This window comes from uncultured Gordonia sp. (assembly GCF_937858515.1).
Lineage (GTDB): Bacteria > Actinomycetota > Actinomycetes > Mycobacteriales > Mycobacteriaceae > Gordonia.
Genome location: NZ_CALLZT010000059.1, coordinates 20,801 through 45,204, shown reverse-complemented (window position 1 = coordinate 45,204; position 24,404 = coordinate 20,801). Strand labels below are relative to the sequence as shown.

28 protein-coding genes are annotated in these 24,404 nt (G+C 66.1%); 27 read left to right on the top strand and 1 reads right to left on the bottom strand.

The features are described from left to right. Positions 1 to 166 precede the first annotated feature (166 nt). Positions 167 to 952, top strand: a complete 786-nt coding sequence (locus Q0627_RS05055; protein WP_291012206.1) for a hypothetical protein — start codon at positions 167 to 169, stop codon at positions 950 to 952. After that, complete coding sequence (locus Q0627_RS05050; protein ID WP_291012208.1) at positions 952 to 1,122, top strand: hypothetical protein; 171 nt, start codon at positions 952 to 954, stop codon at positions 1,120 to 1,122. The genes Q0627_RS05055 and Q0627_RS05050 overlap by 1 nt, the downstream gene beginning before the upstream one ends. A gap of 27 nt (positions 1,123 to 1,149) precedes the next feature. Here the strand turns inward: Q0627_RS05050 and Q0627_RS05045 are convergent, their stop codons facing one another. Further along, complete coding sequence (locus Q0627_RS05045; protein WP_291012210.1) at positions 1,150 to 1,791, bottom strand: hypothetical protein; 642 nt, start codon at positions 1,789 to 1,791, stop codon at positions 1,150 to 1,152. A 24-nt stretch (positions 1,792 to 1,815) separates the two neighbouring features. Between Q0627_RS05045 and Q0627_RS22460 the strand changes: the two genes are divergently transcribed. The 25 genes from Q0627_RS22460 to Q0627_RS04925 all read left to right on the top strand — a co-directional run bounded on the left by Q0627_RS22460 (position 1,816) and on the right by Q0627_RS04925 (position 24,403). Next, entirely contained in the window at positions 1,816 to 2,817 is a 1,002-nt protein-coding gene (locus tag Q0627_RS22460) for an HNH endonuclease (RefSeq protein WP_367180759.1), read from the top strand. Next, positions 2,814 to 3,503, top strand: a complete 690-nt coding sequence (locus Q0627_RS05040; RefSeq protein ID WP_291012213.1) for a hypothetical protein — start codon at positions 2,814 to 2,816, stop codon at positions 3,501 to 3,503. Before Q0627_RS22460 ends, Q0627_RS05040 begins: the two co-directional genes overlap by 4 nt. A 239-nt stretch (positions 3,504 to 3,742) precedes the next feature. After that, positions 3,743 to 3,961, top strand: coding sequence for a hypothetical protein (locus Q0627_RS05035; RefSeq protein ID WP_291012215.1), 219 nt, complete (start codon positions 3,743 to 3,745; stop codon positions 3,959 to 3,961). Beyond that, positions 3,958 to 4,266 (top strand): HNH endonuclease signature motif containing protein, encoded by a 309-nt coding sequence (locus Q0627_RS05030; RefSeq protein WP_291012217.1) that lies wholly within the window; start codon positions 3,958 to 3,960, stop codon positions 4,264 to 4,266. Before Q0627_RS05035 ends, Q0627_RS05030 begins: the two co-directional genes overlap by 4 nt. Before the next feature lie 242 nt (positions 4,267 to 4,508). Continuing rightward, entirely contained in the window at positions 4,509 to 4,967 is a 459-nt protein-coding gene (locus Q0627_RS05025) for a hypothetical protein (RefSeq protein ID WP_291012219.1), read from the top strand. A gap of 2 nt (positions 4,968 to 4,969) precedes the next feature. Further along, a complete protein-coding gene (locus Q0627_RS05020) occupies positions 4,970 to 5,494 on the top strand; it encodes a phosphotransferase (protein WP_291012222.1) in 525 nt (174 codons plus the stop codon). Then, positions 5,478 to 6,017: a bifunctional 2-polyprenyl-6-hydroxyphenol methylase/3-demethylubiquinol 3-O-methyltransferase UbiG gene (locus Q0627_RS05015; RefSeq protein ID WP_291012225.1), complete on the top strand. Its 540-nt coding sequence runs from the start codon at positions 5,478 to 5,480 to the stop codon at positions 6,015 to 6,017. Before Q0627_RS05020 ends, Q0627_RS05015 begins: the two co-directional genes overlap by 17 nt. Beyond that, positions 5,993 to 6,673, top strand: coding sequence for a glycosyltransferase family A protein (locus Q0627_RS05010; protein WP_291012228.1), 681 nt, complete (start codon positions 5,993 to 5,995; stop codon positions 6,671 to 6,673). Before Q0627_RS05015 ends, Q0627_RS05010 begins: the two co-directional genes overlap by 25 nt. A 103-nt stretch (positions 6,674 to 6,776) precedes the next feature. Further along, positions 6,777 to 7,409, top strand: coding sequence for a hypothetical protein (locus tag Q0627_RS05005; protein ID WP_291012231.1), 633 nt, complete (start codon positions 6,777 to 6,779; stop codon positions 7,407 to 7,409). Continuing rightward, a complete protein-coding gene (locus tag Q0627_RS05000; protein ID WP_291012233.1) occupies positions 7,409 to 9,070 on the top strand; it encodes a hypothetical protein in 1,662 nt (553 codons plus the stop codon). Before Q0627_RS05005 ends, Q0627_RS05000 begins: the two co-directional genes overlap by 1 nt. Positions 9,071 to 9,084: 14 nt before the next feature. Further along, positions 9,085 to 10,518, top strand: a complete 1,434-nt coding sequence (locus tag Q0627_RS04995) for a phage portal protein (RefSeq protein ID WP_291012235.1) — start codon at positions 9,085 to 9,087, stop codon at positions 10,516 to 10,518. Between the two features lie 4 nt (positions 10,519 to 10,522). Further along, positions 10,523 to 12,391 (top strand): hypothetical protein, encoded by a 1,869-nt coding sequence (locus Q0627_RS04990; RefSeq protein ID WP_291012237.1) that lies wholly within the window; start codon positions 10,523 to 10,525, stop codon positions 12,389 to 12,391. Then, positions 12,388 to 12,642: a hypothetical protein gene (locus Q0627_RS04985; RefSeq protein ID WP_291012239.1), complete on the top strand. Its 255-nt coding sequence runs from the start codon at positions 12,388 to 12,390 to the stop codon at positions 12,640 to 12,642. Before Q0627_RS04990 ends, Q0627_RS04985 begins: the two co-directional genes overlap by 4 nt. Before the next feature lie 314 nt (positions 12,643 to 12,956). Further along, positions 12,957 to 13,481, top strand: a complete 525-nt coding sequence (locus tag Q0627_RS04980; protein ID WP_291012242.1) for a hypothetical protein — start codon at positions 12,957 to 12,959, stop codon at positions 13,479 to 13,481. 33 nt (positions 13,482 to 13,514) lie between these two features. Then, positions 13,515 to 14,063 (top strand): hypothetical protein, encoded by a 549-nt coding sequence (locus Q0627_RS04975; RefSeq protein ID WP_291012245.1) that lies wholly within the window; start codon positions 13,515 to 13,517, stop codon positions 14,061 to 14,063. Between the two features lie 174 nt (positions 14,064 to 14,237). Next, a complete protein-coding gene (locus tag Q0627_RS04970; RefSeq protein WP_291012247.1) occupies positions 14,238 to 15,152 on the top strand; it encodes a phage major capsid protein in 915 nt (304 codons plus the stop codon). Between the two features lie 19 nt (positions 15,153 to 15,171). Beyond that, a complete protein-coding gene (locus Q0627_RS04965; RefSeq protein WP_291012249.1) occupies positions 15,172 to 15,549 on the top strand; it encodes a hypothetical protein in 378 nt (125 codons plus the stop codon). Beyond that, a complete protein-coding gene (locus Q0627_RS04960) occupies positions 15,546 to 15,893 on the top strand; it encodes a hypothetical protein (protein ID WP_291012252.1) in 348 nt (115 codons plus the stop codon). Before Q0627_RS04965 ends, Q0627_RS04960 begins: the two co-directional genes overlap by 4 nt. 1 nt (position 15,894) lies before the next feature. Then, positions 15,895 to 16,140 (top strand): hypothetical protein, encoded by a 246-nt coding sequence (locus tag Q0627_RS04955; RefSeq protein ID WP_291012254.1) that lies wholly within the window; start codon positions 15,895 to 15,897, stop codon positions 16,138 to 16,140. Then, positions 16,137 to 16,535 carry a hypothetical protein gene (locus Q0627_RS04950; protein ID WP_291012256.1) on the top strand — a complete coding sequence of 133 codons (399 nt, stop codon included), beginning with the start codon at positions 16,137 to 16,139 and terminating at the stop codon, positions 16,533 to 16,535. Before Q0627_RS04955 ends, Q0627_RS04950 begins: the two co-directional genes overlap by 4 nt. A gap of 56 nt (positions 16,536 to 16,591) precedes the next feature. Then, entirely contained in the window at positions 16,592 to 17,170 is a 579-nt protein-coding gene (locus Q0627_RS04945; RefSeq protein ID WP_291012257.1) for a hypothetical protein, read from the top strand. A 107-nt stretch (positions 17,171 to 17,277) separates the two neighbouring features. Next, entirely contained in the window at positions 17,278 to 17,631 is a 354-nt protein-coding gene (locus Q0627_RS04940) for a hypothetical protein (RefSeq protein WP_291012259.1), read from the top strand. Continuing rightward, a complete protein-coding gene (locus tag Q0627_RS04935; RefSeq protein WP_298808049.1) occupies positions 17,583 to 18,059 on the top strand; it encodes a DUF5361 domain-containing protein in 477 nt (158 codons plus the stop codon). The genes Q0627_RS04940 and Q0627_RS04935 overlap by 49 nt, the downstream gene beginning before the upstream one ends. Positions 18,060 to 18,062: 3 nt before the next feature. Further along, positions 18,063 to 23,510: a tape measure protein gene (locus Q0627_RS04930; protein ID WP_298808047.1), complete on the top strand. Its 5,448-nt coding sequence runs from the start codon at positions 18,063 to 18,065 to the stop codon at positions 23,508 to 23,510. Then, entirely contained in the window at positions 23,507 to 24,403 is an 897-nt protein-coding gene (locus Q0627_RS04925) for a hypothetical protein (protein ID WP_291012265.1), read from the top strand. The genes Q0627_RS04930 and Q0627_RS04925 overlap by 4 nt, the downstream gene beginning before the upstream one ends. Position 24,404 lies beyond the last annotated feature (1 nt).

Here is a 24,404-nt window from a genome sequence, read left to right as displayed (position 1 = left end):
GCTGACCGAGTTGGCGGCCTCGATCGCCCGGCAGGGTGTGCTCGACGAGCTGGTCGTGGTGGCCGGTGAGAAGGCGGGCCGGTGGTGGATCGAAGGCCCGTGAAGTTCTCTACCCCGCCGATCGTCTCGATGATGCCCTGAAATGCCTTGAGTCCCAGGAGGACCAGTGACGATGTACCCGCCCATCTACCGCGCCGACGACGGCACTCTGGTGTTTCATCTTCACGATCATGTCGTCAGCATCGATCCGTCAGACCCGGCTCGCATGCCCGGGTTCACCCACGGTCCCTTGCCCGAATCGCGGGTCGAGTTGCGGCCGATGCCGACGATCCAGGAGATGCGGGACCTCGTCGGTGAGGATCTCCCCGACCCGGATCCGCTGGATCCTGCGCATCTGCGGTGGGCGGGGAAACTGTTGGCTGCCTTCGACACTCCGAATGCCCAATACAATTCGGGCGACTTCTTCGACGCCGCAGACTCGCTCGAGGAGGAGATCGACGCCGCAGACTCGCTCGAGGAGGAGATCGTCGTACAGGTTGAGGCGATGGCGAAGGCGATCTTCGCCCCGACGATGACGATGACCACGCCCGAATCGTGGGATGCCGTACCCGAATCCAGGCGGCATGAGTGCCTGGCCGCCGCCCGGGCGGCGCTGTCGGCGTTGCGCCCATGCTGCTCCGACCAACGTCGCCGAATCCGCCGACGACGAGGCCCAGCGGTGAGCGCGGCCGAGAAGTGGGTGCGGTGCCTGGTCCGCACTGCCCGGGTGGTCCGCGGCCCCGACCTCGTCGACGTCCAGTACCAGCCTCTCACCGGCAGCACGCCGCCGAGGCTGGTGCCGGCGGTGCGGAACGGGATGCTGTACACCCGCTGGCGCGCTTCCGACACCGAGAAGTACTCGCACTTCTGGGTGCCGCTGACGGCTGTCGTGTCGATCGAGGAGCGCGACTGATGGCCGGCGTCGAGGAGTCGTCGTTGCAGCGGAATCTGCGGGTGCTCTCCATCGATGAGCGCCGCAAGTACGGCCGGTGTCTGGCGTGCGCTCAGCATCCGGAGAAGCAGGGTCATCACGCGGAGTGTCCGGCCGAGGTTGAGCCGCAACGGAACCGGCGGCGTCGATGAATACCGTGACCAGTGGCCGTGATCCTCCTACCGATCAGTGATTGATCCGAGTGTGTTTGATAGACAACGCCATTCATGCGCTCCCTTGTTGTCACAGTGCTGGCTACGCCCCGGTCCGGGAGCTACGCCGAGTACGACGACCTGGTGGTGCGTGCGCGGTGGTTGTCGTGTGCATGAGAGGAAGCCCTTCCGGTGCCGTTCTTTCAGGTCGATGACCAGTTGGCGATGAACCACAAGTTCCGCCGGCTCGATGAGATCGACCTCGAAGAGGACGGCTGGCGTGGGCAAGCCGCGCAGGCGTTGTGGGTGAAGGCGGGAGCGCATTCTCAGAATGTCGGGACCGACGGCGCGATCCGCCGTCTGGACCTGATCACGCTCGCGCCGCGACAGGCGGTCGAGTGTGCTGAGTTGCTCGTCGAGGTCGGACTGTGGCACAGGCCCGGCCATGACTGCGAGCAGTGCCCGCCACTGCCTGATGGTGTCGCGTATCTGTTCCATGACTGGTTTCAGATGCGGTACACCCCCGCCAAGGATGTCCGCACGAACCGGCGCAAGCGCAAGGAGCTGCTCACCCCGCAGCTCGTGGCGCAGGTGTGGGCGCGGGACTGTGTCGATCCGGAGAACCCGACGACCGGCAAGTGCCGCTACTGCGGAAAACTCCTCAAACACCAGGACCGTCGGTCGCCGACGAACATGCCGACCATTGATCACGTCAATCCCCGGAAGGCCTCGGGGATCCGGAATCTGGTGTTGGCGTGCAAGTCCTGCAATCAGAGCAAGGGCAACCGGACACCGAAGGATGCGGGCATGACCCTGCGTCCTCCGCCACGCCCGGAGCCATCCGAGATCGACGACCACGTCGCGGCCACGCCGCCGGCGGTGTCGATGGGTCACGAGTCAGAACCAGCCAGGCCGGGTAGCTCCCGGACCGGTCAAGAGTTCTCCGCTCCCATCACGCCGCCGCCGGCTCCTGTGGGTGACGAGCCAGAACCAGCGACACCGGGTAGCTCCCGGTCTCGCCAGGAGTTCTCCGCTCCCACAGATCCCGGCCACGACGAGGGTGACCAGCCCCGACCTGTGTCGGTGGGTGACGAGTCAGAACCAGCCAGGCCGGGTAGCTCCCGGACCGGTCAAGAGTTCTCCGCACCCAATCCGCCGCAGGTGTCTGGACGGTTGAACCCGCGGTCGTCGATCCCGGATGTCCGACGTGTGGACACCACCACGCCCGGCGACGCCCCGACTGCTCAATCGCCACCGGATCAATCCGGAAATCAAACACAAAATCAAGCTGATAATCACCGCCGAAATCACACCGAAACGCTGTCTACGCGCGGGCGCGCGCCTGGGCAGGGTCAGGGATTGGGTGTGGGTAGGGGTCTGGGGAAGGGTGAGCGATCTCCCGACCACACTCCTGCCCTGCCCGACCCTGGCGGTCCTGCTGTGTCCGGACCCGGGAGCCCTCGCCGCCGTCGTCGAGGACGGCGCCGGAGATCTCCGGCACCTCCATCGCTGCCTGTCGCCGAGGTCCTCGATGCCGGCGCGCCACCGCCTGGTGACCACGGTCCGGCGGGCGGGGTCGGTTCGCCGTACTACGGCTGGCATGGCCCGCCGTCGCCTGTCGTGGAAACCCTCTGCCCGATCCATCAGCAACCGTCGCCGTGCTGGAAGTGCGAGCGAGAACAGGAATCCGAGTGACCGACGACGACCCCGACTCCCTGACCCGCGCGGACATTGACGAGCTCGCGGCGAAGTTGGATCTGCTTCCGGATCTGGAGCGGGAGATGGCGATTGCGTTGACGGGGACGACGCGGCCGGGTGGGCCGGGTGTTCGTCGGCCAGCGCCGTCGTCGCGGCCGCCGTATCCGATTCATATCGAGGAGTTGCTCGCCGCGTTGCATGCGACGCTGCTCGCGACGGTGCGAGCGATCGAGCGAGACCGGGGTGCGGTGTATGACTCGGGTGCCTCGATCACTGCGGTCGGCGCGTGGCTGCTTCGGTACCGGTTCGCGTTGCAGTTGATGGCCTCTGGCGTCGAATTGCGCGACCAGCTCGTCGCGATCATCGATCGGTGTTCGCGGGCGATGAATCATGTTGAGCCCGAGTACGTGTACAGCGAGGCGAGGGTGAAGAAGGCGAACCGGAAGGTGGTCACCGGTCCGCAGGTCGAGAAGCTGGCCTATAAGCTCGGCGACTGCGGCCGGGGTCTCAACCGCAAACGGGTGACGTACCTGCGTCGGCGAGGTCTGCTCGCCGGCTGGCGCGACTCCACACCGATCGGTGGCGTCGAGCCCGAGTGGAAGTACCGCCTCGGTGATGTCCTTGCCGCACACCAGAAGGCGCGTTCCTACAAGCAGAGCGGGCAGGGTCGGACGGTTGGTTGATCCCGAATTCTCCGGTACTGGACTATGCTCGCGCATAGCGCGGCCGTCGTCTCTTCGGCCCGCTTCCCTATTCTTCCGCCGCGCGCGTCAACGCCGTTGCTCATTCACGGCAAAGCCCTCACACTCATGACCCGACTCCTCGATCCTGTTGCGGCGAGGTGGGCCCGGTTGTTGACTTCCCGGGCGAGGGCTGCGGGGCGCGGCGGAACCCTTCGAGGTTTCGACGAGGAGATTCAGGCATGGTGAACCCCCTTGGGCTTGGGATGGTGGGAGCCACCTCGGTGGCAGGTGGGTCCGGGTGGCGTGAGGAAGCGTTGCCCGGGCCTGCTGTCCCGCAGTCGTTCGAGATGCTCGCCGTTGTGCCCGGCTGTCATCGGCCGTGCCACGCGCATCAGGACACAACGAGGTGGTGGGCGGCGCAGTCCGACCGGCTCGCGGCCCGGTTGGGGTTGTCGTGAGTTGGGACGAGCAGCCGTCGCCGTCGAGTCGCCGGCCGCGTAAGGGCTGGGACCGGGTCCGGCGCAGGGTACTTCGCCGGGACGGCCACGAGTGCCAGATCCGCGGCCCTCAGTGCCTGGTCGCCGCGACCGAAGTTGACCACATCGTGAACGTCGCCTCGGGCGGCACGGACGATCCCGAGAACCTGCGGGCAGCCTGCCGGCCGTGCAACCGGGCCAAGGCGCAGGCCGAGGCCGCCGCGGCCCGCCGGGCGCGCTCTGCCGGCGGTCGTCACCCGACCGAGCGACACCCGGGCCTGTTGTGATCGAACGCGAGGTCGATCGAACACCGTTCGACCCCTGGGGGGGTGCCCCCGCCTGCCCCGAAGGGGCCCCGGAGGTCATAGCGGCTGAGACTCCGTACGGGTCTGGGCATCTCGGGTATCGGTGCAGGTCAGACGGGGTAAATCGTGGCTTCCGGAGCGGCTCGGCGAGCACTGGCACACCCGACCCCTATGACGATGTATCTGATTGTCTACCAACGAATTACGTGAATTGAGGTGAAATCTTGGCAGGAAGGGGCCCGACACCGAAGGACCCGGCGAAGCGGGCTCGTCGCAACGCCGACCCGACCAAACGGGCGACGTACCTGCGTGATCCGGACGTCGTACAGCCGGCGTTGCCGACGTTCTACGAGTTCGATCCGGACGGTTCTCGCCGCAAGTATGTGTGGTCCGAACGCACCCGCCAGTGGTGGAAGAAGTGGGGCGCCGAGCCCCTCGCGCAGGACTTCACATCGGTCGAGTGGGAGTACATGCTCGACACCGCGCGGGTGCACAACGCGATCTGGCGTGACGGCGAGATGAAGCTGATGGCCGAGTTGCGGCTGCGGGTGGCGAAGGTCGGCGCGACGGTCGAGGACCGGCAGCGGCTGCGGATCGAGTACGCGCCGGTCGTCGACTCCGACGGTGGTGGCGCCCCGTCGGGTGGTGCCAGGGCGCGGCGCGGCCCGTTGAAGGCGGTCTGAGCGTGGACAGGGTCGTCGAGAAGACACGTGCGGTGCTCACGATCGGCGGCGCGTACACGGTGAAGGAGTTCCGTGATCCTGCCGATGCCGTCGCCGAGATCGGCTGGTATCGGGATCGTGCGACGGCGTGGGCCCGGCCGAACCTGATCGACGCCGACCCCGATCGCGGGATTCTGGTGATCGCGACCTACGAGCCGATCGTCGGCCGGCCACCCGATCGCACGATCGGCTGGGTCGCCCACTTGCTGACCGGTCTCGCGCGCGTCGGTGTCCATCATCGCGATGTGCATCCCGGGAACATCGTCCTCGGCCACGCCGGCATGCCTTACCTGATCGACTGGGAGACTGCCGTGCTCGCGCCGGGCGCGCCATCGTATGACCTGACCGGCCCCTCGGAGGCCGTCCCGACACCTGCGATCCACGACGCCGTGCGCGGCGCCGGTGGGTACGTCATGTGGTGGGACTCCGACCATCGTTCGTCCATCCGCAACCTGTGGGGAGTGACCACTGATGAACTATCAGCCTGACTGGGTCGACGGCCAGACCGTCGGCACCGGCCGCCGCGACGCCGAAGGCCGCGCCGACGCCATCGCCGACTACCTCGGCGACCGGCGAGGTTTCTCGGTGCTCGACCTCGGCGCGTACACCGGCTACTTCGCGCACCGCTTCGCCTACACGCACGGCGCGAAGGTGGTGGCCGTCGACGATCACCCGAACCTGCGCGAGGGCCCGGGCGTGGTCGTAGTGCGTGAGCAGTTGACGCCGCCGGCTATCCGTAAGCTCGGCCCGTTCGACGTCGCGTTGTGTCTGTCGGTGCTGCACCATCAGCCGAAGTGGCGTGCGTACCTGAACGCGCTGTGCGCGTCCGCCGAGCTGGTGTTCGTGGAGACCGCGCACCCTGACGAGGTGTTGCCGAAGGCGGTGGCGCACGGCCAGTCCCGGGCGATCACCAAGGAGCTGGAGAAGCGCGCCGAGCGTGTCATCGCGCGCACTCCGGGCTATGACGCGTCCTGTGAGCGGCCGCTGTGGGTCATTCGGGCATCGCAGTAGTCACCTCCGGGTGGGGCGGCTACTCGCGGTACCTGCCCGGGTGGGCATGGTCGGTGGCCGCGCAGACGGTCCGGCCCGACGAGGTGGTGATCGTCGACTGCGGGTTCGACGACTGGGTCCAGGTCCAGACCGCGACCCGCATCCTCGCCGAGGCCGGCATCGCGTTCGCGGTCCGGCAATCGACGTACCTGGGCTACGGTGCGGCCCGGAACGCGGCAGTTGAGGTGACCTCTGCGGAGTGGGTGATTCACCTCGATGTCGATGATCGGTTGTTCTCGTGGGCGATCGCCGACACGCTGGCGTTGACCGCCGCCGCGGACGTGGTGTCACTCGGGGCATTGCATCGGGGTGAGGCGCGATGCTTCCCGCGGGTGTCTGCCCAGCGCATCCTCGACGAGGAACTGGGGTGCTTCTCGTGCGCGGCGTTCCGCCGTGAGCTCTGGGAGCGTCGGCCGTGGCACACCTACAACGACTGGGTGGATTCGACGTTCTGGGTGGGCCTGGCGCATCTGGGTGCGCGGTTCGCCGGGTCGGACCGGCCGCAGTTCCTGTATCAGGACCATCCCGACTCCACCAGCCACCGCCTCACCCATATCGACCGCCTCCTGGCGGCGCGCCAGCTCCGGGCCGCATGTGCCCAGTGGACACTGACGTAACCGTCTGTCCCCCAACTGAATAGATCCTGAAAGTAGTTCGGCCCCGGCCAGCGTTGATGCGCTGCGATTCCGGGGCCTTGCCATTCCTCGAAGGAGAATGACTGTGTCACACGATAAGTCATTGCTGATCACCACTTCGGTGGTGGCGCATTCGGCGCGCAAGGCGGCGGCGTTCGATCTCGCGATCGCCCTCGATGCCAGCGTGGCGTACGACTTCGAGGGCGAGTTCGGGCCCGGTGTGAATCATCGGCGCGCGTGGGAGTTGGCGCAGTGCCCGGACGCCGACTGGGCGGTGGTCATCGAGGACGATGTGGTGCTCGCCGACAATTTCCCGGACCGGCTGGCCGAGGTGTTGTCGTCGGCGCCGACGCCGGTGGTGTCGCTGTACGCCGGCCTGCACTTCCCCCGCCACCTCGCGCCGCCGCTGGCCGGCTATATCCACGCGGCGGCGCAGCGCGGCGAGCGGTGGGTGCAGGCGTCAACGCTCAATCATGCGGTGGCCGTGGCCATCCGTCAGGACCTGGTCGACGACATGCTCGACAACATCGAGCTCCTCGTCGACTACATGCCGATCGATGAGGCGATCACCGTCTGGTGCCAAGAACGCGGTCACGAGGTGTCGTACTGCGTCCCGTCGATCGTCGACCATGCCGACGGCCCGACGTTGATCGATCACCCGGACGGCATCGAGCGGGACATGCCGCGGCGGGCGGTGCTGTTCGCCGATCCCCGCTGATGCCGTGGCGTCCGTCCGTCGAGGGTGAGGTCCCGACCCTGGGCTGGGGTGTCATCGACTGGATCACCGAGATGCTCGCCGCGCCGGACCGCGCCGAGTACGAGCCGTTCCGGCCGTACCTGGAGCAGGAGGACTTCATCCTGCACTGGTATGCCCTGGACCCGGCGACCGGCCGGCGCCGCTACAACCGCGGCGTGCTGGGACGCCCTCGCGGGCACGGCAAGTCGCCGCTGCTGGCCGCACTCGCGTGCGTCGAGGCGTGCGGGCCCGTCCTGTTCGACGGCTGGGACGCCTGCGGCCAGCCGGTCGGCAAGCCGTGGTCGTCGGTGCGGACCCCGATCGTGCAGCTCGCCGCGGTGAGCGAGGAGCAGGTCCGCAACACCTGGTCTCCGGTGCTGGAGATGATGCGCGCCGAGGCGCCGATCCACGAGCATGTCCAGGGCCTTGAGGTGATGGACACGTTCATCAACCTGCCGAACAACGGCCGCATGTCGGCGATCACCTCGTCGGCCCGCACCGTCAAGGGCGCCCGCGCCGTGTTCGCCGTGCTCGACCAGACCGAGGAATGGGTTCCATCCAATGGTGGTGTGCGGCTGGCGAACACGATGCGCGCCAATGCCGCGAAGGTGGGTGGGACGACGTTGGAGTCGCCGAATGCCTACATTCCGGGTGAGAACTCGGTGGCTGAGCAGTCGGCGAACTTCTGGGCCGATATCCGGCAGGGCCGCGCCAAGGACGACGGTCTGCTGTACGACCATCGTGAGGCGCCGCCGGAGACGGATATGACTGATCGGGCGTCGCTGATCGCGGGTTTGCGGGTGGCGTATGGGGATTCGTCGGCGCATCCGGATGGGTGTGTGATTCATCAGCCGCCCTGCGCGCCGGGGCATGTGGATCTGGACAGGTTGATCGCGACGATCTGGGATCCGGCCCAAGACCCGCAGCAGTCGCGCAGCGACTTTCTGAATCAGATCACGCACGCTTCGGATGCGTGGATCTCGCAACCGGATTGGGCTGCCGCGCTCGATGGTGATGCGGTGCTCGCCGATGGTGATGCGATCAGCCTCGGGTTCGACGGGTCGCGTGGCCGGACGAAGGGTAAGGCCGATGCGACGGCGCTGATCGGGTGCCGGATCGCTGACGGGGTGCTGTTCGAGGTGCGGGTGTGGGAGCAGCCGGCCGGTCCGTCCGGTGATGGGTGGGTGCCGAATCCGCTGGATGTGGATGCGACTGTGCGGCAGTGCTTTGACCGCTGGAATGTGGTGGCGTTCTATGCCGATCCGTCCGGGTGGGGTGAGCATGTGGCCCGCTGGGAAGCCACCTATGGGCGGCGGTTGAAGGTGAAGGCGACTCGGTCTGAGCCGATCGCGGTGTGGCCTCGGGGGAAGAACTCGCAGGTCGGTCAGGCGGTCGAGGAGTTCCGGCAGGCCGTGCTGAACGGTGAGGCACGCCATGATGGTTCGCCGTCGCTGACCCGGCACGTCCTGAACGCTCGTCGGCGGTCCACGCGCACCGGATACCTGCTGTACAAGGCGTTCCCCGACTCGCGGGACAAGATCGACGCCGCCTACGCCGCGGTCATGGCGTGGAAGGCCCGGATCGACGCTGTCGCGGTGGGTTTGGACAAGAAGAAGAGCAGTGGTGGTGCGACGTTCGTGTGAAAGAGGTGGGGTCTGTGCTCGATGAGAACGAGATCAGAGCGGTCATCGGCAAGATGTGGCAGCTGCATCTGTCCGAGCGGGGTGAGCTGGACCGGGTCGGCGGGTACGCGCGCGGTCAGCTCGGTGTGCCGGCGGTGCCCGAGGACACCGGGGACGAGGTCAAGGACATCGCGAAGTTGTCGGTGAAGAACGTCCTCGGGGTGGTCGTCGACTCGTTCGCGCAGAACTTGTCGGTGACCGGGTATCGGACGGCGGCCTCGGCTGACAACGATCCGGGGTGGGCGTTGTGGCAGGCCAACCGGATGGATGCGCGTCAGGCTCTGGTGCATGTGCCGGCATTGACCTACGGTGCGGCGTACGTGACGGTCACCCGCGGGCCCGGCGGCCGGGTGCGGTTGCGTCCGCGCGGGCCGAAGGACATCCTGACCGCCTACGTCGACCCGCTCGCTGATGAGTGGCCGCAGTTCGCGTTGGAGATCTGGCGCACCCAGGATGGGGCGAAGCTGCGGCGTAAGGCGAACCTGTACGACGAGAAGTTCATCTACCCGCTCGACCTCGGTGAGATCACAGAGCACGACCCGCTGCACAGGTCGGCGACCAACCCGATCACCCCTACCGTCGACGGCGACCCGGTCGAGCATGGTGCGGTTCTCGACGGTGCGCCGGTGGTGCCGGTGGTGCGGTTCGTCAACGCGTGGACTGCCGACGGGCAGATCGTCGGTGAGGTCGCCCCGTTGATCCGGGATCAGCAGACGCTGAACGCGGTGAACTTCGACCGGCTGATCGTCAGCAGGTTCGGTGCGTTCCCGCAGAAGGTGATCTCCGGGTGGTCGGGGTCCAAGGATCAGGTGCTGGCCGCCTCAGCGCGGCGGGTGTGGACGTTCGAGGATGCCGAGGTCAAGGCCACCACGCTGGCGGCGGGGTCGACGACCGACTACAACGCGATCCTGGAAGAGATCGTGCAGCACATCGCGCTGCGCGCCGGCATCAGCCTGGCGAACGTGACCGGCAAACTGGTGAACGTCTCCGCTGAGGCACTGGCGGCCGCCGAGGCGAACCAGCAACGCAAGCTGGCAGCGCGGCGTGAGTCGTTCGGTGAATCCTGGGAGCAGGTACTGCGGCTGGCTGCGGCGATGGACGGGGACGAGGCCACCGCCGCCGACTCCGGCGCCGAGGTCGTCTGGCGTGACACCGAGGCGCGCGCGTTCGCGGCGGTTGTCGACGGTATCGCCAAGCTCGCCACCGCCGGCATCCCCCTCGATCAGCTCGTTCCGCTGGTGCCGGGGTTGTCGCAGCAGCAGGTGCAGGGCATCAAGGTCGCGATGCGTGCCTCGGCGACGACGACGCTGGTGGATCGGTTGCTGGCAGCACCGCCGGCGCAGATCCCGCCGCCGTCGGATCGGGATGTGGCCGAGGTCCTCGACGGCACCCTGGTCGGCGAGGACTGAGGCGGTGCCTGTCGCGGTGGCCGAGTTCCAGGGCGTGCTCGCCGAGTTGGCGCGTCGGCTCGGTACCTCGCTCACGCAGCTGCTCGCGGTGTTTGATCAGCTCGAACCTGCCGAGCAGTACGCGTTCATCACCGACGCCTACCCCGACCTGCTGCTGCCCTACCTCGTCGCGGTAGGTGAGGTGTCGGCGCAGTTCTATGCCGAGCAACCCACCACCGACGATCCGGCGCTGTTCGTTCCCGAACCGGCCGTCCTGCCCGAGGCGGAGGCGTTGGCGATCACCGGTAGGTGGGCGCTGACCACGAACGATCCGCTCGCCTCGCTGATCGCGGCCGCCACCAAAGCGCTGTATGACCAGTCGCGCGACACGGTCCTGGACAACGTCGAACGCGAGGGTGTGAAGTGGGCGCGGTACGCGTCGTCGACCGCGTGCGGGTTCTGCCGGATGCTGGCCACCCGCGGCGCGGTGTACACCTCCGAGGCTGCCGCCGGTTCTGTGGTCGGCCGCGCTCCGTCGCTGACCGCTGGTGACCGTCGTGCGATCGCTGCCGGGACGCTCACCGCCGAGCAAGCCCGCGCCAACCGCTCCACCTACTCCTCAGCCAAGGCTGCTGCCAAGGCCGGCCGCAGTGTCGGGAATGCGAAGGTGCGGCGGTTGCGCGGCAACCAACAGCATGGCGAGAAGTACCACCGCAACTGCCGGTGCATGGCCGTGGCCGTGCGTGCTGGGGACACCTACGAGCCTCCGGCGCACGTGCAGCAGTGGGAGCAGGACTACCAGGCCGCGCGCAAGCAGGCCAAGGCTGAAGGCCTCACCAACGAGCGCGGTGTGCCTGATCCAGCGGCGATCGCCAAGCTCATGGACTCGGCGCCCCGTGCACGCCGCGACCCAGTCAAGCAGGTACTGGCCGAGCACGGGTCAGGCGGAAGTGGCCGGAGTGGACAGGGCAACCCTCCACGTCAAGGTAGTGGGCCGTCTCGTCCGGCCGCAGCTGGAGGTGGTGGAACTCCTCCGCCGATCGACCCGCCGAACCTCGCATCCGTCACCGGTTCACCCGACCCTGATCCGGAGGATCTTGCCGCATGGCTGGCCGCCGAGAAGCGTTGGAACTCGCTACCTCCAGAGAAGCCCCCTGGTCGCACCCTCGTCGATCCCGCCAGCGTCCATAGCACGTACAACCGGCAAGGAGATACGACTCGCATGAGGAGGACACTGGCCGCAGACGATTGGCGGTACATCGCCGATCCCGCCGACCGTGCCACCGCGATGTTGCAGTACAAGCACGAGGACCGACAACTCGTCGAGCGTGTGGCGGTGAACATCGGCACAGGTCGTGAACCGTTTGCAGGCATCAGCAAGTCCGCGGAGTTCAAGTACGTCGTCCAGCACTACCGTAAGCCCGGCTTGTACGAGAAGCACGACTACCGTGCCGACCTGGAGGCGGCAGCAGCCCGCCTCATTCGCATGACTGCCGAGGATCGGAACCTGGGGGTCGTGTACCGCGGCATCAACTTGCCGGCCATGACCGAGGATCGGATCATGAAGCGATTCGCGAAGGGAAAGATCGAGGGAGGTACACCTGGCGACAACTGGTCGTTTGCATCAGCGACGAAGAGCCAGAAGGTTGCCTACTCGGGCTACGCCAGACATGGTACGACGCGAATTGTGTACGAGATTCGCGGAGCACACGGTGCGGACCTGAACAGCGTCGGCAAGATGTTCGAGAGCGAAGAGTGTATCCTGAACGGGCAGATTCGGATACTGGAGGATGCTCAGATCAGTGCCCCTGACCCGAATGACCCGGATGTTCGAGAAGTGAGGGTGGTAGCGGAATGGGTAGGAAGCCGGTTCCCAATGACCACATTGCAGTGACTACCTCGCTGCGCGACTCCGACGAGATGTCCACGTTTGAACGCGACGGTCGTACATTCGTCTCGTTTCCAGACGACATGTTCCTCTACGAACGCGACGAAAAAGGGCTCCTCTCACGTGTCCCTCCTGACGAGTTGCCACCCGTAAATTACCCGGAAGGCTACGTATCCATTTTCGATCAGCCCTATCCCGACGATTGGGATCTGCCACCCATCGACAGCTACGCCGATAAACCGTCGGTCTGGCTGTGAGCGACAGGTCCGGACCGATTCCGAGGACCAGGCGTAGAGTATCGAGCGCAAGGTCAGACACCCGTGCCAGCTCTGAGATAACGAGCCCTAACAACGCGCGGGGGAGTCTGGCCTTGCATACGTGCCTGGCCGTCGGGCATGAGCAGTTGCGTGAGATCGAAGAGCGGTACCGGCGGCAGAACGATCCGATGGTGGTGACACCCCACCGATGAGGTGATCGACCTCGACGAACCGACCTGACAACCGAACAACCCAGATCGAAAGCCCCGCATCCTCATCCGGAGGGTGCGGGGTTTCGTCATGAAAGGAATCCCATGTCCAGATCAGTGACTGTCGTCCTCCACGAACGCGAGGGCGGTCGCGCTGCGGTGTGCGCGGTGTTCGACACCTTGCAGGCGGCCGCCGACGCATTTCCTGCCGAGTTACGCCGTCAACTCGGGTATCGATTGGCCGAGTCGGAGTTGTACGAGACCAGCGGCCTCACCCCGAACGAGGTCATGCGCCTACCCGATCCCGGGCCGGTCGCTGGGTCGGGTGAGGTGCGGCTGCTCGTCGACCCGCAACTGTATGTCGGCAACTCGGTGGCGGTGTCGGTGTATCCGGTCTCACCCGATCCTGACCCTGACCCCGCACCCGACGGCGAGGACGAGGACATCCGCACCCTCGTCGCGCGTCTGCTGGAGGTGGTTGTGAAGATTGCCCACGATACGGGCGCGATCCGGACGGCCACCGAGCTGGCGGCGCCACGCGTCCACAACATCGACGTCACCGCATCGCGGCTCGAAGACGCATTCGTCGCGGCGAAGAAGGCGGAGAAGACCCGCGCCGCGACCCTATAGCCAACCAAGCACCCTCAACTGGAAGGAACGTTCATGACCGACTCCACTCCCGCCCCTGGCTCCGACTCGACCCCGCCTGCGGCCGGCGCCGACAACGCCGGCACGACGCCGCCGGCGAGTGCCACTTTCGAGCCGATCACTTCGCAGGAGGACTTCGATGCCGCGGTCGGTGCGCGGGTGGCGCGTGAGCGCGCCAAGTTCGAGAAGTTCGACGAGTACAAGACCGCGGCCGCCGAGCTCGCGCAGATCCGGGACGGGGAGAAGACCGAGCTGCAGAAGCTCACCGACCAACTGGCGGCGGTGACGGCTGAACGTGATGCGGCGCAACGGTCCTCGTTGGTGTCGTCGGTGGCGGCGGCCAAGGGTGTGCCGGCGTCGGCGTTGGCCGGCGCGACACGCGAGGAGCTCGAAGCTGCGGCGGATGCGTTGATCGCGTGGCGCGGCGAGCAGGCCACTGTCCCGCCGGCGCCGAAACCGTCTGTGCGGGACCTGAAATCGGGTACGACGGGTGCGGCTGTGCCGGATGCTGATCCGAAAGCGGCTGCTGCGGAGGCGTTGCGCAGGTTCAGGTCGGGCACGTAGTGCTGGCGTGAATGTCGGCGCGTGTGGTTATGATGGCCGCACGCGTTCCCCGGTAGTACGACGGTGCTGGGGAGCATTCACAGCGGACCCCGTTCGGACCTCAATTTGTTCACCTCGCGCACCCCCATATTTGTGTGGTGCGAGTGCGCTTGACGTCTGATTGGAGAGTCCGCGATGCCTGATATTTCGCGCGCGGAAGTGGCCAGCCTCATTCAGGAGGCGTATTCGAACGATCTGCTCACCGGTGCGAAGGAAGCGTCGACGGTGCTGCAGGCCTTCCCCACCGTCTCGATGGGCACCAAGACCACGCACATGCCGGTGCTCGCGGCGCTGCCCGAAGCGGGGTGGGTGTCCGAGTCGGCGACCGCCCCGGGTGGTGTGAAGCCGCAGTCCGAGGCCGCGTGGCAGGACCGGACGCTGGTGGCCGAGGAGATCGCGGTGATCATCCCCGTGCACGAGAACGTTCTCGACGACGCCAGCACCGATGTGCTGTCGGAGATCTCGGCGCTCGGTGGTCAGGCGATCGGTAAGAAGCTCGACCAGGCGGTGCTGCTGGGCACCGACAAGCCCGCGTCGTGGGTGTCGCCGGCGCTGTTCGCCGCCGCGACCACCGCAGGCCAGTCGCTGGCTGTGTCGGGGTCGACGGCGTCGAAGAATGACCTCGTCGGTCGTATCAACCAGGTGTCCGAGCTGGTGGCGGCTGCCGGGTATCTGCCCGACACTCTGGTGGCCGGTCTGGCGCTGCGGTTCCAGGTGGCGAACCTGCGTGATGCCAACGGGCAGCCCATCTTCCGGGACGAGTCGTTCGCCGGGTTCCGCACCTACTTCAACAAGAACGGCGCCTGGAATGCTGCGAGTGCTGCTGCGCTGGTGGTGGATTCCTCGCGGGTGCGGATCGGTGTGCGGCAGGACATCACGGTCAAGCTGCTCGATCAGGCGACCGTCGGGTCGATCAATCTGGCCGAGCGGGACATGGTCGCGATCCGCATGAAGGCACGGTTCGCGTATGTCCTCGGCGACGGTGCGACCGCGGCTGGTGCGGCGAAGACTCCGGTCGGTTTGGTGACCCCGGCGCCGTCGGGGTCCTGAGCCGAAGGGCTGCGCGCTGATGGCGACCACGCAGGCTGATGTCGAGGCCCGGATCGGGCGGGCCTTGACCTTGGACGAGGCGGCCCGGGTGCCCGGTCTCCTGCAGGAGGCTGCGGCTCTCGTGGTCGGCTATCTCGGCGACACCTACGACCAGGATCTTCCGGTCGTGGTGATCGTCGAGTCCCGCATGGTTGCCCGGGTCCTGCTCGCCGACGGCGAGATGCCGGCGAACTCGACGGGTGTGTCGCAGACCGCGGGCCCGTATTCGCGTAATCACACGTTCACCGAGGGCTCGACGTCGGGGGCGCCGTGGTTGTCGGCGGCCGACAAGCAGATGCTGGCCGGGCTACGCGTCGGCATGGTGTCGGTGTCGTTGGGATCGGAGCGGTACCTGTGACCGCATCGTTCCCCGCCCCGTTCATGGTTGATGTGCGTGAGGTGATCGACGGCCCGCCTGATGATTTCGGGGTCCCGACCACCGACTGGTCGCCGTGGACATCGCACCCGGTCTATGGGTGGGGTGCGCCGGCCACGGCCGAGCCGAAGCTCGCCGGTCATGACCGTCAGGTCGTTGACGTCGAGCTGCTGGTGCCGCCGTCGTTCCCCGCGCTCTCGCATCGGGCGCAGGCCCGTCTCGACGGTGCCGAGTTCGATGTGATCGGCGAGGTCGAACGCTACGACCACAGTCCGTTCGGCTGGAATCCTGGTGGGCTGCTCAATCTTCGGAGGGTGGTGGGCTGACATGGCACGAGTGCAGGTCGTGTACGACGACAACGCGTTTCGGCGGATGGCGTCGAATCCGGTGGCGTGCCAGCTCGTCGCCGAGCAGGTCCAAAAGACGATGGCGCATCTGGATTCCGATGATTACGGGTATGCCGAGAACGAGTCCGGTGGTGATCGGGTGCGTGGTGCGGTGTGGACCGGGACCGGCCGCGCCAAGGCGCGCACCGCGCGCCATGGTGAGTTGCTGCGGGCGTTGACGTCATGACCGACACGGTGGTGTTTCCGAAGGTTGAGGCCGAGCTCGTCCGTGTCCTGGGTGAGCGGTTGCCGGGGTTGCCGGTGGCCGCGCAGGTGCGGCCGCAGGTGATCCCGGAATCGGGGTGTGTCCTGGTGTTGGCGGTTGGGGGCACCGGCCGGACGCTGGCGCTGTCGCAGCGGCTGGTGCAGGTGTTCGTGTGGGCCGGTACCGCCTCGGCTGCGGCGGCGCTGATCGAGCAGGTGGTCGCCGCGGTCGTCGACGCCGGCCGCGACCCTGCCGAGAAGCGGGTGCGTGGCGTGGGGGTTGCCGGGGAGCCCTCGTTCAATCCTGATCCTGATTCGTCGATGCCCCGCTATTCGGCGACCCTCATCCTCGTTGTTCGTGGAAAGCCCACGGGCTGAATTGTTTTCGATCCTGCCCGCCGGGCAGGGCTGACGTCCTGTGAAAGGGGCATGTCATGGCTTCTACTGCTGCCAACGTCGCATCTGCGATGCCGCGCGTCACCGGCGCGGTCCGGTGCGCCCCCAAGGGCACCCCGGGTCCGACCAACGCGACCGTCGCGATCAATGTGGCGTTCGATGATCTCGGGTATGCCGGTGAGGACGGGATCACCGAGTCGATCGCGCGGGATTCGGACAAGAAGAAGGCGTTCGGTGGTGCGACCGTCCGGATTCTGCAGACCAACTACGACAACACGTTCAAGTTCGTGCTGATGGAGCACAAGTCGGCGAAGGTGCTCAAGCGGGTGTTCGGTGCGTCCAACGTGATCGAGGACGGTCTCGGGAACATCACGGTCCGCAAGAACAAGAAGACGCTGCCGGTCGAGTCGTGGATCTTCGACACCGCCGACGGGGATGACCTGGAGCGGGTGTGGGTGCCCGAGGGGCAGGTGTCCGAGGTCGGTGACATCGTGCGCGTGCACACCGACACCATCGCTTACGAGCTGACCGTCGAGTCGTTCGAGTCGGCGCTGATCGATGGCGACAACTCGCGCACGTTCATGTACGTCGATGCGCTCGCCCCGTCGGGCAGCTGATGATCTCGCCGGCGGGAGCGTTTCCGCTGGACCCGGCCGCCCTCGCCGGCGGGGCCGTAGCGGGCCGGGAACAGCACATCCATCGAGTTGAGAGGCTGGGTCCAGCAATGGCATTCGAGAAGTACCACCACCAGGTCGCCGTCGACACCGACCAGGTGCGCGAGGAACGCCACACCGCCGAGGACGGCACGATCACGATCACCGAAGTGCCGGTCACCGAGACGGTCGAGATCGTGTTGCCCAAGTGGGGGCAGTTGCCGGGCGGTATCTTCCGCAAACTCCGGCACGCCGACGAGGCCGAGCAGTACTTCGGGTTGATCGAGGCGTTGCACTCGCGCGGGTTCATCGACGACGACACCCTGGCGAAGGTCGATGATCTGACGCTCAACGATCAGATGCAGTTGATGACGGCGTGGCAGGAGGATTCGGGGATCAGCCTCCCGGAATCTTCGGCCTCCTGACCCTCGTCGACGGCGAACACAAGGAGGCTCTCGAACGTGACCTCATCGACCTCGGTCTGCGGCTGCGCGACGCCGGTTCCCCCGGTTTCGAGTGGGCTGATCTGCGGGCCATCGTGCGGTGGGCGCCGAAGTCCTCGGCGCTCTACCGGTCGATGTATCCGCCGGACGAGGACTCGGCGTGGGGGTTGCAGGAGATGTTGCTCGCGGCGATCGCCGACTCGTTGCGGTGGTTGCAGTGGGCCAAGACGAAAGACGGTGCGCGTGGCCGGAATATGCCCGAGCCGATCCCGCGGCCCGGGCATCGGCCGAAGGTCACCAAGCATGGCGGGAAGGCGTCGACGCCGGCGAAGCGGGCCCGTAACCCGGTCATGGGGCCGCGCCTGCCGGCCGGCGCGACGGGGGGTCGGCCGGCGAAGGGAGGGAGCTGACCGGTGGGTTCTGGCAACACCGTGAATCTGGCGACCGCCTATGTCGAGGTGGTGCCGAGTTTCGGTGGCTTCCGTGAGGCGGTGAACAAGCAGTTCGGTGCTGTCGAGTCGTCGGCCGCCTCGACCGGTAAGAAGGCCGGCGGGCTGATGTCGGGGGCGTTGTCCTCGGCTATGGGTGCGGGTATCGCGAAGGTGACCGGCACTATCTCGTCGGGGCTGACGATGGCCTTCACCAAGGGCTTCGACCGGCTGAACTCGATCGATCAGGCGCAGGCGAAGCTCAAGGCGCTCGGGAACTCGGCGTCCGATGTCGAGAACATCATGACGTCGGCGACCGCGTCGGTGAAGGGGACCGCCTACGGGCTCGGTGATGCGGCGACCATCGCCGCCAACGCCGTAGCGGCCGGGATCAAACCCGGGCAAGAACTCACCAAGTATCTGACGATGACCGCGGACGCCGCGGCCATCGCCGGCACCGATCTGGGCGAGTTCGGTGACATCCTCAACGGGGTACAGACCTCGGGTGGGGCGATGAATGACACCCTCGACCAGGTCGCCGGCCGGGGTATCCCGATCTACCAGTGGCTCGCCGACGAGATGGGTGTGACCGCCGACGAGGTGTCGGACCTGGCCGCCGACGGGAAGGTGTCCTCGGAGATCTTCTTCGCCGCGATCAACAAGAATGTCGGCGGCGCCGCCAAGACCATGGGTAACACCTTCCAGGGGTCGCTGGAGAACACCAAGGCCGCCCTCGGCCGGTTCGGTGCGGCGATCCTCGACGGCCCGTTCAAGGCGATGCCGAACGTGTTCTCCGGTATCACCGCCGGGATCGACACGATGACCTCGCGGGTCAAGGGTGTGATCGCGATCTTGTCCACTGGTGATTTCAACGCCGAGATCCGCAAGCTGCTCGGTGGCGCCGAGGAGGACGCGCCGCTGGTGGACAAGCTGTTCCGGGTGCGCGAGGCCATTCAGCAGACCGTGGGTGCGGTGAAGTTGTTCGCGACAGGTGATTTCAACGCCGATATCGCCAAACAGCTCGGGGTGGACGAGGATTCGGGCCTGGTCGACAAGATCTTCACCGCCCGCGAGATGGTGTCCGGGTGGGGTGATCAGCTCTCCAGCATCTTCACCCAGCTGTCGGGGGCGGCGGTGGCGATCGCGCCGGCGATCGCCTCGATCGGTCAGTCGCTGGCAGTAGCGTCAGCGGCGATCGGCATCTCCGTGTGGGGTCTACTGCTGACCACCCTCGAAGCGCTCACTCCGATCATTGTCGGGATTCTGGTGCCGGCGATCCAACGGCTCGGTGAGCTGATGAGCGAGAACCAGGGTGTGGTGACCGCGCTGGTCGTGGCCTACTCCGGGTTCCGGACTGTCAAGCTGCTCGTCGGGGGTGTGTCGACGGCGATGGCGTTCGGCCGCGGCATCATGGCCACCTACACGATGGCCACCTACGGCCTGGCCGGCGCGCAGACGACGCTGTCGGGCAAGCTCGCCGCCGCGGTGGGTGCGCTTCGCGGGAAGGCTGCGGCCGAGGGGATTTCGACGGCCGCGGCGGTGCGGGCGACGATCGCGGAGAAGGCGCGTGCTGTCGCGCTCAAGATCGGCGCCGTCGCGTCGAGGGCCGCTGCGGCGGCCACCTGGTTGTTCAGCGCGGCGATGCGCGCGAACCCGATCGGGATCGTGGTCACCGCCCTGATCGGCCTCGGTGCCGCTCTCGTGTTGGCGTACAAGAAGTCCGAGACCTTCCGCAACATCGTGAACTCGGCCTGGTCGGGGATCAAGTCCGCGGTCGGTGCTGTGTGGGGTTGGTTGCAGGCGTCGGTGTTCCCGGTGTTCACCTCGGCGCTGCAGGCGATCGGTGGTGCTGCGACGTGGCTGTGGCAGAACGCGATCATGCCCGCGTTCAACGGGATCCGTACGGTGATCGGCCTGTGGTGGACCGGTGTGCAGGCCTACTTCGCCGTCGCCAAGACGGTGTTCAGTGCCCTCGGCTCCGTGGTGATGTGGTTGTGGCAGAACGCGATCGTGCCTGCGTTCAACGGGATCAAGACCGTCATCGGCGTGTGGTGGAGCGGTGTGCAGGTCTACTTCGCCGTGTTCAAGACCGCGCTCGGTGTGGTCGGGTCGGTGGTGACCTGGCTGTGGACGAATGTCGTGGTCCCGGCCTGGGATGGGATCAAGTCGACGATCTCGGCGGCGTGGAACGGTGTGATCAAACCCGTGTTCGACACGCTGCGTTCGGCGGTGTCCAAGGTCGGGGATGCGTTCACCACCATCTGGAATTCGGTGATCAAACCCGTCTGGGAAGGGCTCGGCGACGGCATCAAGGCTGTGTGGGAGTCGGTGATCTCGCCGGCGTTCGATGCGCTCAAGTCGGGGCTGTCGAAGGTCGGCGAGTTCTTCTCCACGATCGGTAAGGGCATCGAGTCCTCGTGGGATGCGATCAAGGGGTACGCGTCCACACCGATCCGCTGGGTGGTGGAGACGGTGTGGAACAACGGCCTGCTCAAGGCGTGGAAGGCCCTGGACTTCTTCCTGCCCGGTACCGCGCCCGGGCCGATCAGTCTGGCGTTCGCCTCCGGTGGTCCGGTCCCGTTCGGGAAGGGCGCGCGGCGCGGTAAGGACTCGGTACATGGTCTGCTGATGCCCGACGAGCATGTGTGGGACACCGAGGATGTCGAGCGTGCCGGTGGCCATAGGACGATGTACGGGATGCGTGCGGCGGTGATGGCCGGCCGGCCGTTCGCGTGGACCCCGCGCGGTGGGCTCGGCAGCATCGGCGAGGGTGGTCCGATTCAGGCGATGTTCGCCGAGGGTGGTGGGGTGTCGGCCGGTGACCGACTGTCCCGGTCCGGTGGTGAGGGGAATCTGCTGCCAATCGGTGTGCTGATGAAGCGGGTCATTCACGCGTTGTGGAAGAACATCACCGACATCGGAGGCTACCGGGTCGACAGTTTCCACGAGCATGACACCGGGTCGACGCTGGATGTGATGATCCCCGGCTCGGACAAGAAGACCGGCGACAACGTCAACGACTTCGTGCACGCCAATCGCAAGAACTACCCGTACAACTGGACAATCTGGCAGCAGAAGATGTGGTACCCGGATGGTCCTCGCGGCCAGATGATGGAGGATCGGCGCTCCCCGACGCAGAACCACATGGACCATGTCCACGCGTACTGGAAGAACAAGAACGTCGACCCGAATGTCGTGCCCGACGACATGGAGCTGTCAGATTTCGGGGGCATGACCGACAGTGACAAGCGGTCGTGGTTGGCGAAGAAGTCCCGCGAGGTGTTCGACGGGCTGATGAGTGGCATCAAGGCGATGCTGAACGATCTGTGGCCCGGAGGGACCGGGAAGATCGGCGATTTCCCGAAGGAGTTCTTCGACAAGTCTGTCACCGGCGCGTTGAGCACCACCCTCAAGATCGTGTCCGAGCTCAAGGACATCGGCCACTGGTACAAGCTTGGCAAGGAGGCGCTCGGCGACGTCGCCAAGACCATGTGGAAGGGCGTCACCGCACCGATCAAGTGGGGCGCGGGCCTGTTCCGTGATCAGGGCGGATATCTGCCTGAGGGTATGTCGGTGGTGCGCAACGAGACCGGCAAACCCGAGGCGGTCCTGAACTGGGAGCAGCTGAACAAGGTCATCAAGCTGATGGAGTCGGGTGCGACCTTGTCGGACGCGGTGAAGAAGGTGGGTGCCAAGAGGATCGAGACCGCGCCGGTCGGTGCGCAGTCCCTCGACCATGACGCCTCGCTGTCGGAAGTCAAGGCTGCCGCCAAACGTATTGAGGCGAAACAGAATCAGCAGACCAAGCACACCTACGAGCAGGGCAAGCTGCAGCGTAAGCAGGCCTTCGACGACGCGAAACTCAAGCGGGAGCAGCAGTTCGACGACGCGAAGGCCGACCGCAAGGCCAGGCTGGATGCGGATCTGGATGCGGTGCGCGCGCGTCGCAAGAACAAGGAGATCACCGCTGAGGAGGCGACCGCGCAGTCCAAGGCGTTGCGTGATGCGTACAAGAACGACATCGTCACCCTGAAATCGGATTTCTCTGCGGCCGAGTTGAAGAACAAGCAGGACTTCGATGCCGCCGAGAATCAGAAGAAGTCCGCTTCGGGTACCTCTGATGAGCTGACGAAGACGTACGAGGCCGGAAAGTTGCAGCGTCAGCAGGAGTTCGACCGTCAGGCACTCGAACTCAAGCGGCAGAAGGACACTGGTGTGCTCGCGGCGGCCGACTACGACACCAAGCTCGCCGACCTCAAGCAGGCCTTCGACAAGACCGAGTTGGACAAGAAGCAGGAGTACGACACGGCGAAGCTGAACGCGAAGCAGAACGCGGCCAACAGTGCCACCAAGTCCGGCACCACCAAGGCGGGGTCGAAGGGTTCGGACGAGCCGCAGCTCTCGCCGAAGGCCGAGTACGACAAGGCGCGCGCGGACACGATCTCGGGGTTGTTCGGGGATGCGGCGAAGTCGGCTGTCGAGGGGCAGGTGCAGGGCTGGCTCGGGGTATTCGGGATCGGTGATTCACCGCCGTTGCTGGCGGCCTACAACCAGTATGTGCAGGACAAGGAGGCCTACGACGCGATGATGAAGCGTCAGAAGGAGTTCGAGTCCAAGACCGGCGAGTTCGCACCGAACGACACTGCCACCGACACCTCGGTCGCCGATCCCACGACTGACGGCGCCACTGCTCCGGAGCCGGTGAAGGACGAGTCCGGGTTGACCACGACGAAGGTGAAGTCGAAGGTCGCCGACGTCGATGATGCTGTCGAGAATCCGGCCGGGTCCGGAGTGACGCGGTGGGTGCCGATCATCGAGACCGCTCTCAAGCGGGTGGGGCAGCCGGTCACCGATGCCCTCGTCAGCGCGACAACCCACCGGATGAACCAGGAATCGTCCGGCAACGAGAAGGCGATCAACCTCGACGACTCGAACGCCGCCGCCGGGACCCCGTCGAAGGGGTTGATGCAGATGGTCGACGCCACCTATCAGGCCTATCGCGACAAGGGTCTGGTCGACGATATCTGGAATGGCTACAGCAACCTGGTGTCGTCGATGACTTACGTCCTCAAGGACCCTAAGTACACCGGTAGGGGTTTGGTGTCGGTGTACCGGCAGGCCGGCGGCTACCGCGATGGTGGCTGGATTCGTGGCAAGGGTGGCCACCGTGACGACATGGTCCCGATCCTGGCCTCGGACGAGGAATTCATGGTGAATGCTCGTGCGGCAAGGATCAATCGGGAGGCGTTGCCGTTGTTGAACTCCGGGGTCAAGTTCGTGCCCGCATCGGCCGGCGGCGGTGGGGCCGGTGGGCCGGGGTATCGGGACCACGTCGAGTACCACATTTCGACGGCGAAGGTCGAGGACGCGTTCATCGAGGCGCAGCAGGCTGAGAAGCGTCGGGCAGCGATCGCGTTGGGGAGGTTGTCGTGACGTCCTCATTGTCCTCGACGGAGGCGGTGATCGAGTTGGTCACCGATGACGATCAGGTGACCGTCGCCGGGCCCGGTGCACCGTGGGAGGAGCATGGGATCGCCCTCGATCAGTCCCCTGACGGGATGTTCTCGACCGCGTTCAAGACGCGCACCGTTTCGGGGGCGTTCCAGATCGGCGGCCGGTTCGCCGGACACGACATTCCGGTGCGCGAGATGGTGTTGCCGTTCCATCTGCTTGATGTCGGCAATGGTGTTGAGGCGACGGTGTCGCGGTTCCGCAAGCTGTGGCCGATTGACGGGTCGACGGAGTGGCGGTACACCTCGGCAAAATCGGGGTTGCGGTGGCTGACCTCGCGGTTGTCGCAGCAGATCGCGTTCTCCCCCGAGCGGGACTGGAATGTCGACGGTTACGCGCATGCGGTGGTCTCGGCGTTGGCGTTGCAGCCGATGTACGAGAGCCCGAAGGATGCTGATTCGTGGTCGAATCCGTCTTCTGGCACCCACACCGACTATCTGAAGATCTCGAATCCGACCGATCAGAAGTGCTGGTTGGAGTGGTCGATGGACCCCGCGACGCAGTGGCGGTTCCCCGATTTCTCGTTCGGCAACGAGGGTAAGTGGCGGCGGGCGGTGGGTGCGGATGCGGCCCGGATGATTGTCACGCCGACGTTGACCTCGCGGTTGTCGGTGATGGCTGATCCGATGATGGAAACGTATGTGGCCGCGGATAAGTCGAATGTCACCGGGTTGTTCAACGGCATCGAGCCGATGTACTGGATTCCGCCGTACACCGAGGAGTTGGTGGTGCCGGTGCAGTGCACTGGTCCGGCCGGGGCGACGATCACGTGCACGATGCGCCGGTTCTGGTCGGCCGAGTCTGGATTGGAGTAGT

Coding starts and splice junctions, on each gene's coding strand:
- Q0627_RS04965 (WP_291012249.1), top strand. CDS start 15,172: ATGGCGACCACGCAGGCTGATGTCGAGGCCCGGATCGGGCGGGCCTTG.
- Q0627_RS22460 (WP_367180759.1), top strand. CDS start 1,816: ATGCCGACCATTGATCACGTCAATCCCCGGAAGGCCTCGGGGATCCGG.
- Q0627_RS05015 (WP_291012225.1), top strand. CDS start 5,478: ATGAACTATCAGCCTGACTGGGTCGACGGCCAGACCGTCGGCACCGGC.
- Q0627_RS04980 (WP_291012242.1), top strand. CDS start 12,957: ATGTCCAGATCAGTGACTGTCGTCCTCCACGAACGCGAGGGCGGTCGC.
- Q0627_RS04955 (WP_291012254.1), top strand. CDS start 15,895: ATGGCACGAGTGCAGGTCGTGTACGACGACAACGCGTTTCGGCGGATG.
- Q0627_RS05035 (WP_291012215.1), top strand. CDS start 3,743: ATGGTGAACCCCCTTGGGCTTGGGATGGTGGGAGCCACCTCGGTGGCA.
- Q0627_RS04940 (WP_291012259.1), top strand. CDS start 17,278: ATGGCATTCGAGAAGTACCACCACCAGGTCGCCGTCGACACCGACCAG.
- Q0627_RS05000 (WP_291012233.1), top strand. CDS start 7,409: ATGCCGTGGCGTCCGTCCGTCGAGGGTGAGGTCCCGACCCTGGGCTGG.
- Q0627_RS05050 (WP_291012208.1), top strand. CDS start 952: ATGGCCGGCGTCGAGGAGTCGTCGTTGCAGCGGAATCTGCGGGTGCTC.
- Q0627_RS04945 (WP_291012257.1), top strand. CDS start 16,592: ATGGCTTCTACTGCTGCCAACGTCGCATCTGCGATGCCGCGCGTCACC.
- Q0627_RS04970 (WP_291012247.1), top strand. CDS start 14,238: ATGCCTGATATTTCGCGCGCGGAAGTGGCCAGCCTCATTCAGGAGGCG.
- Q0627_RS04975 (WP_291012245.1), top strand. CDS start 13,515: ATGACCGACTCCACTCCCGCCCCTGGCTCCGACTCGACCCCGCCTGCG.
- Q0627_RS04950 (WP_291012256.1), top strand. CDS start 16,137: ATGACCGACACGGTGGTGTTTCCGAAGGTTGAGGCCGAGCTCGTCCGT.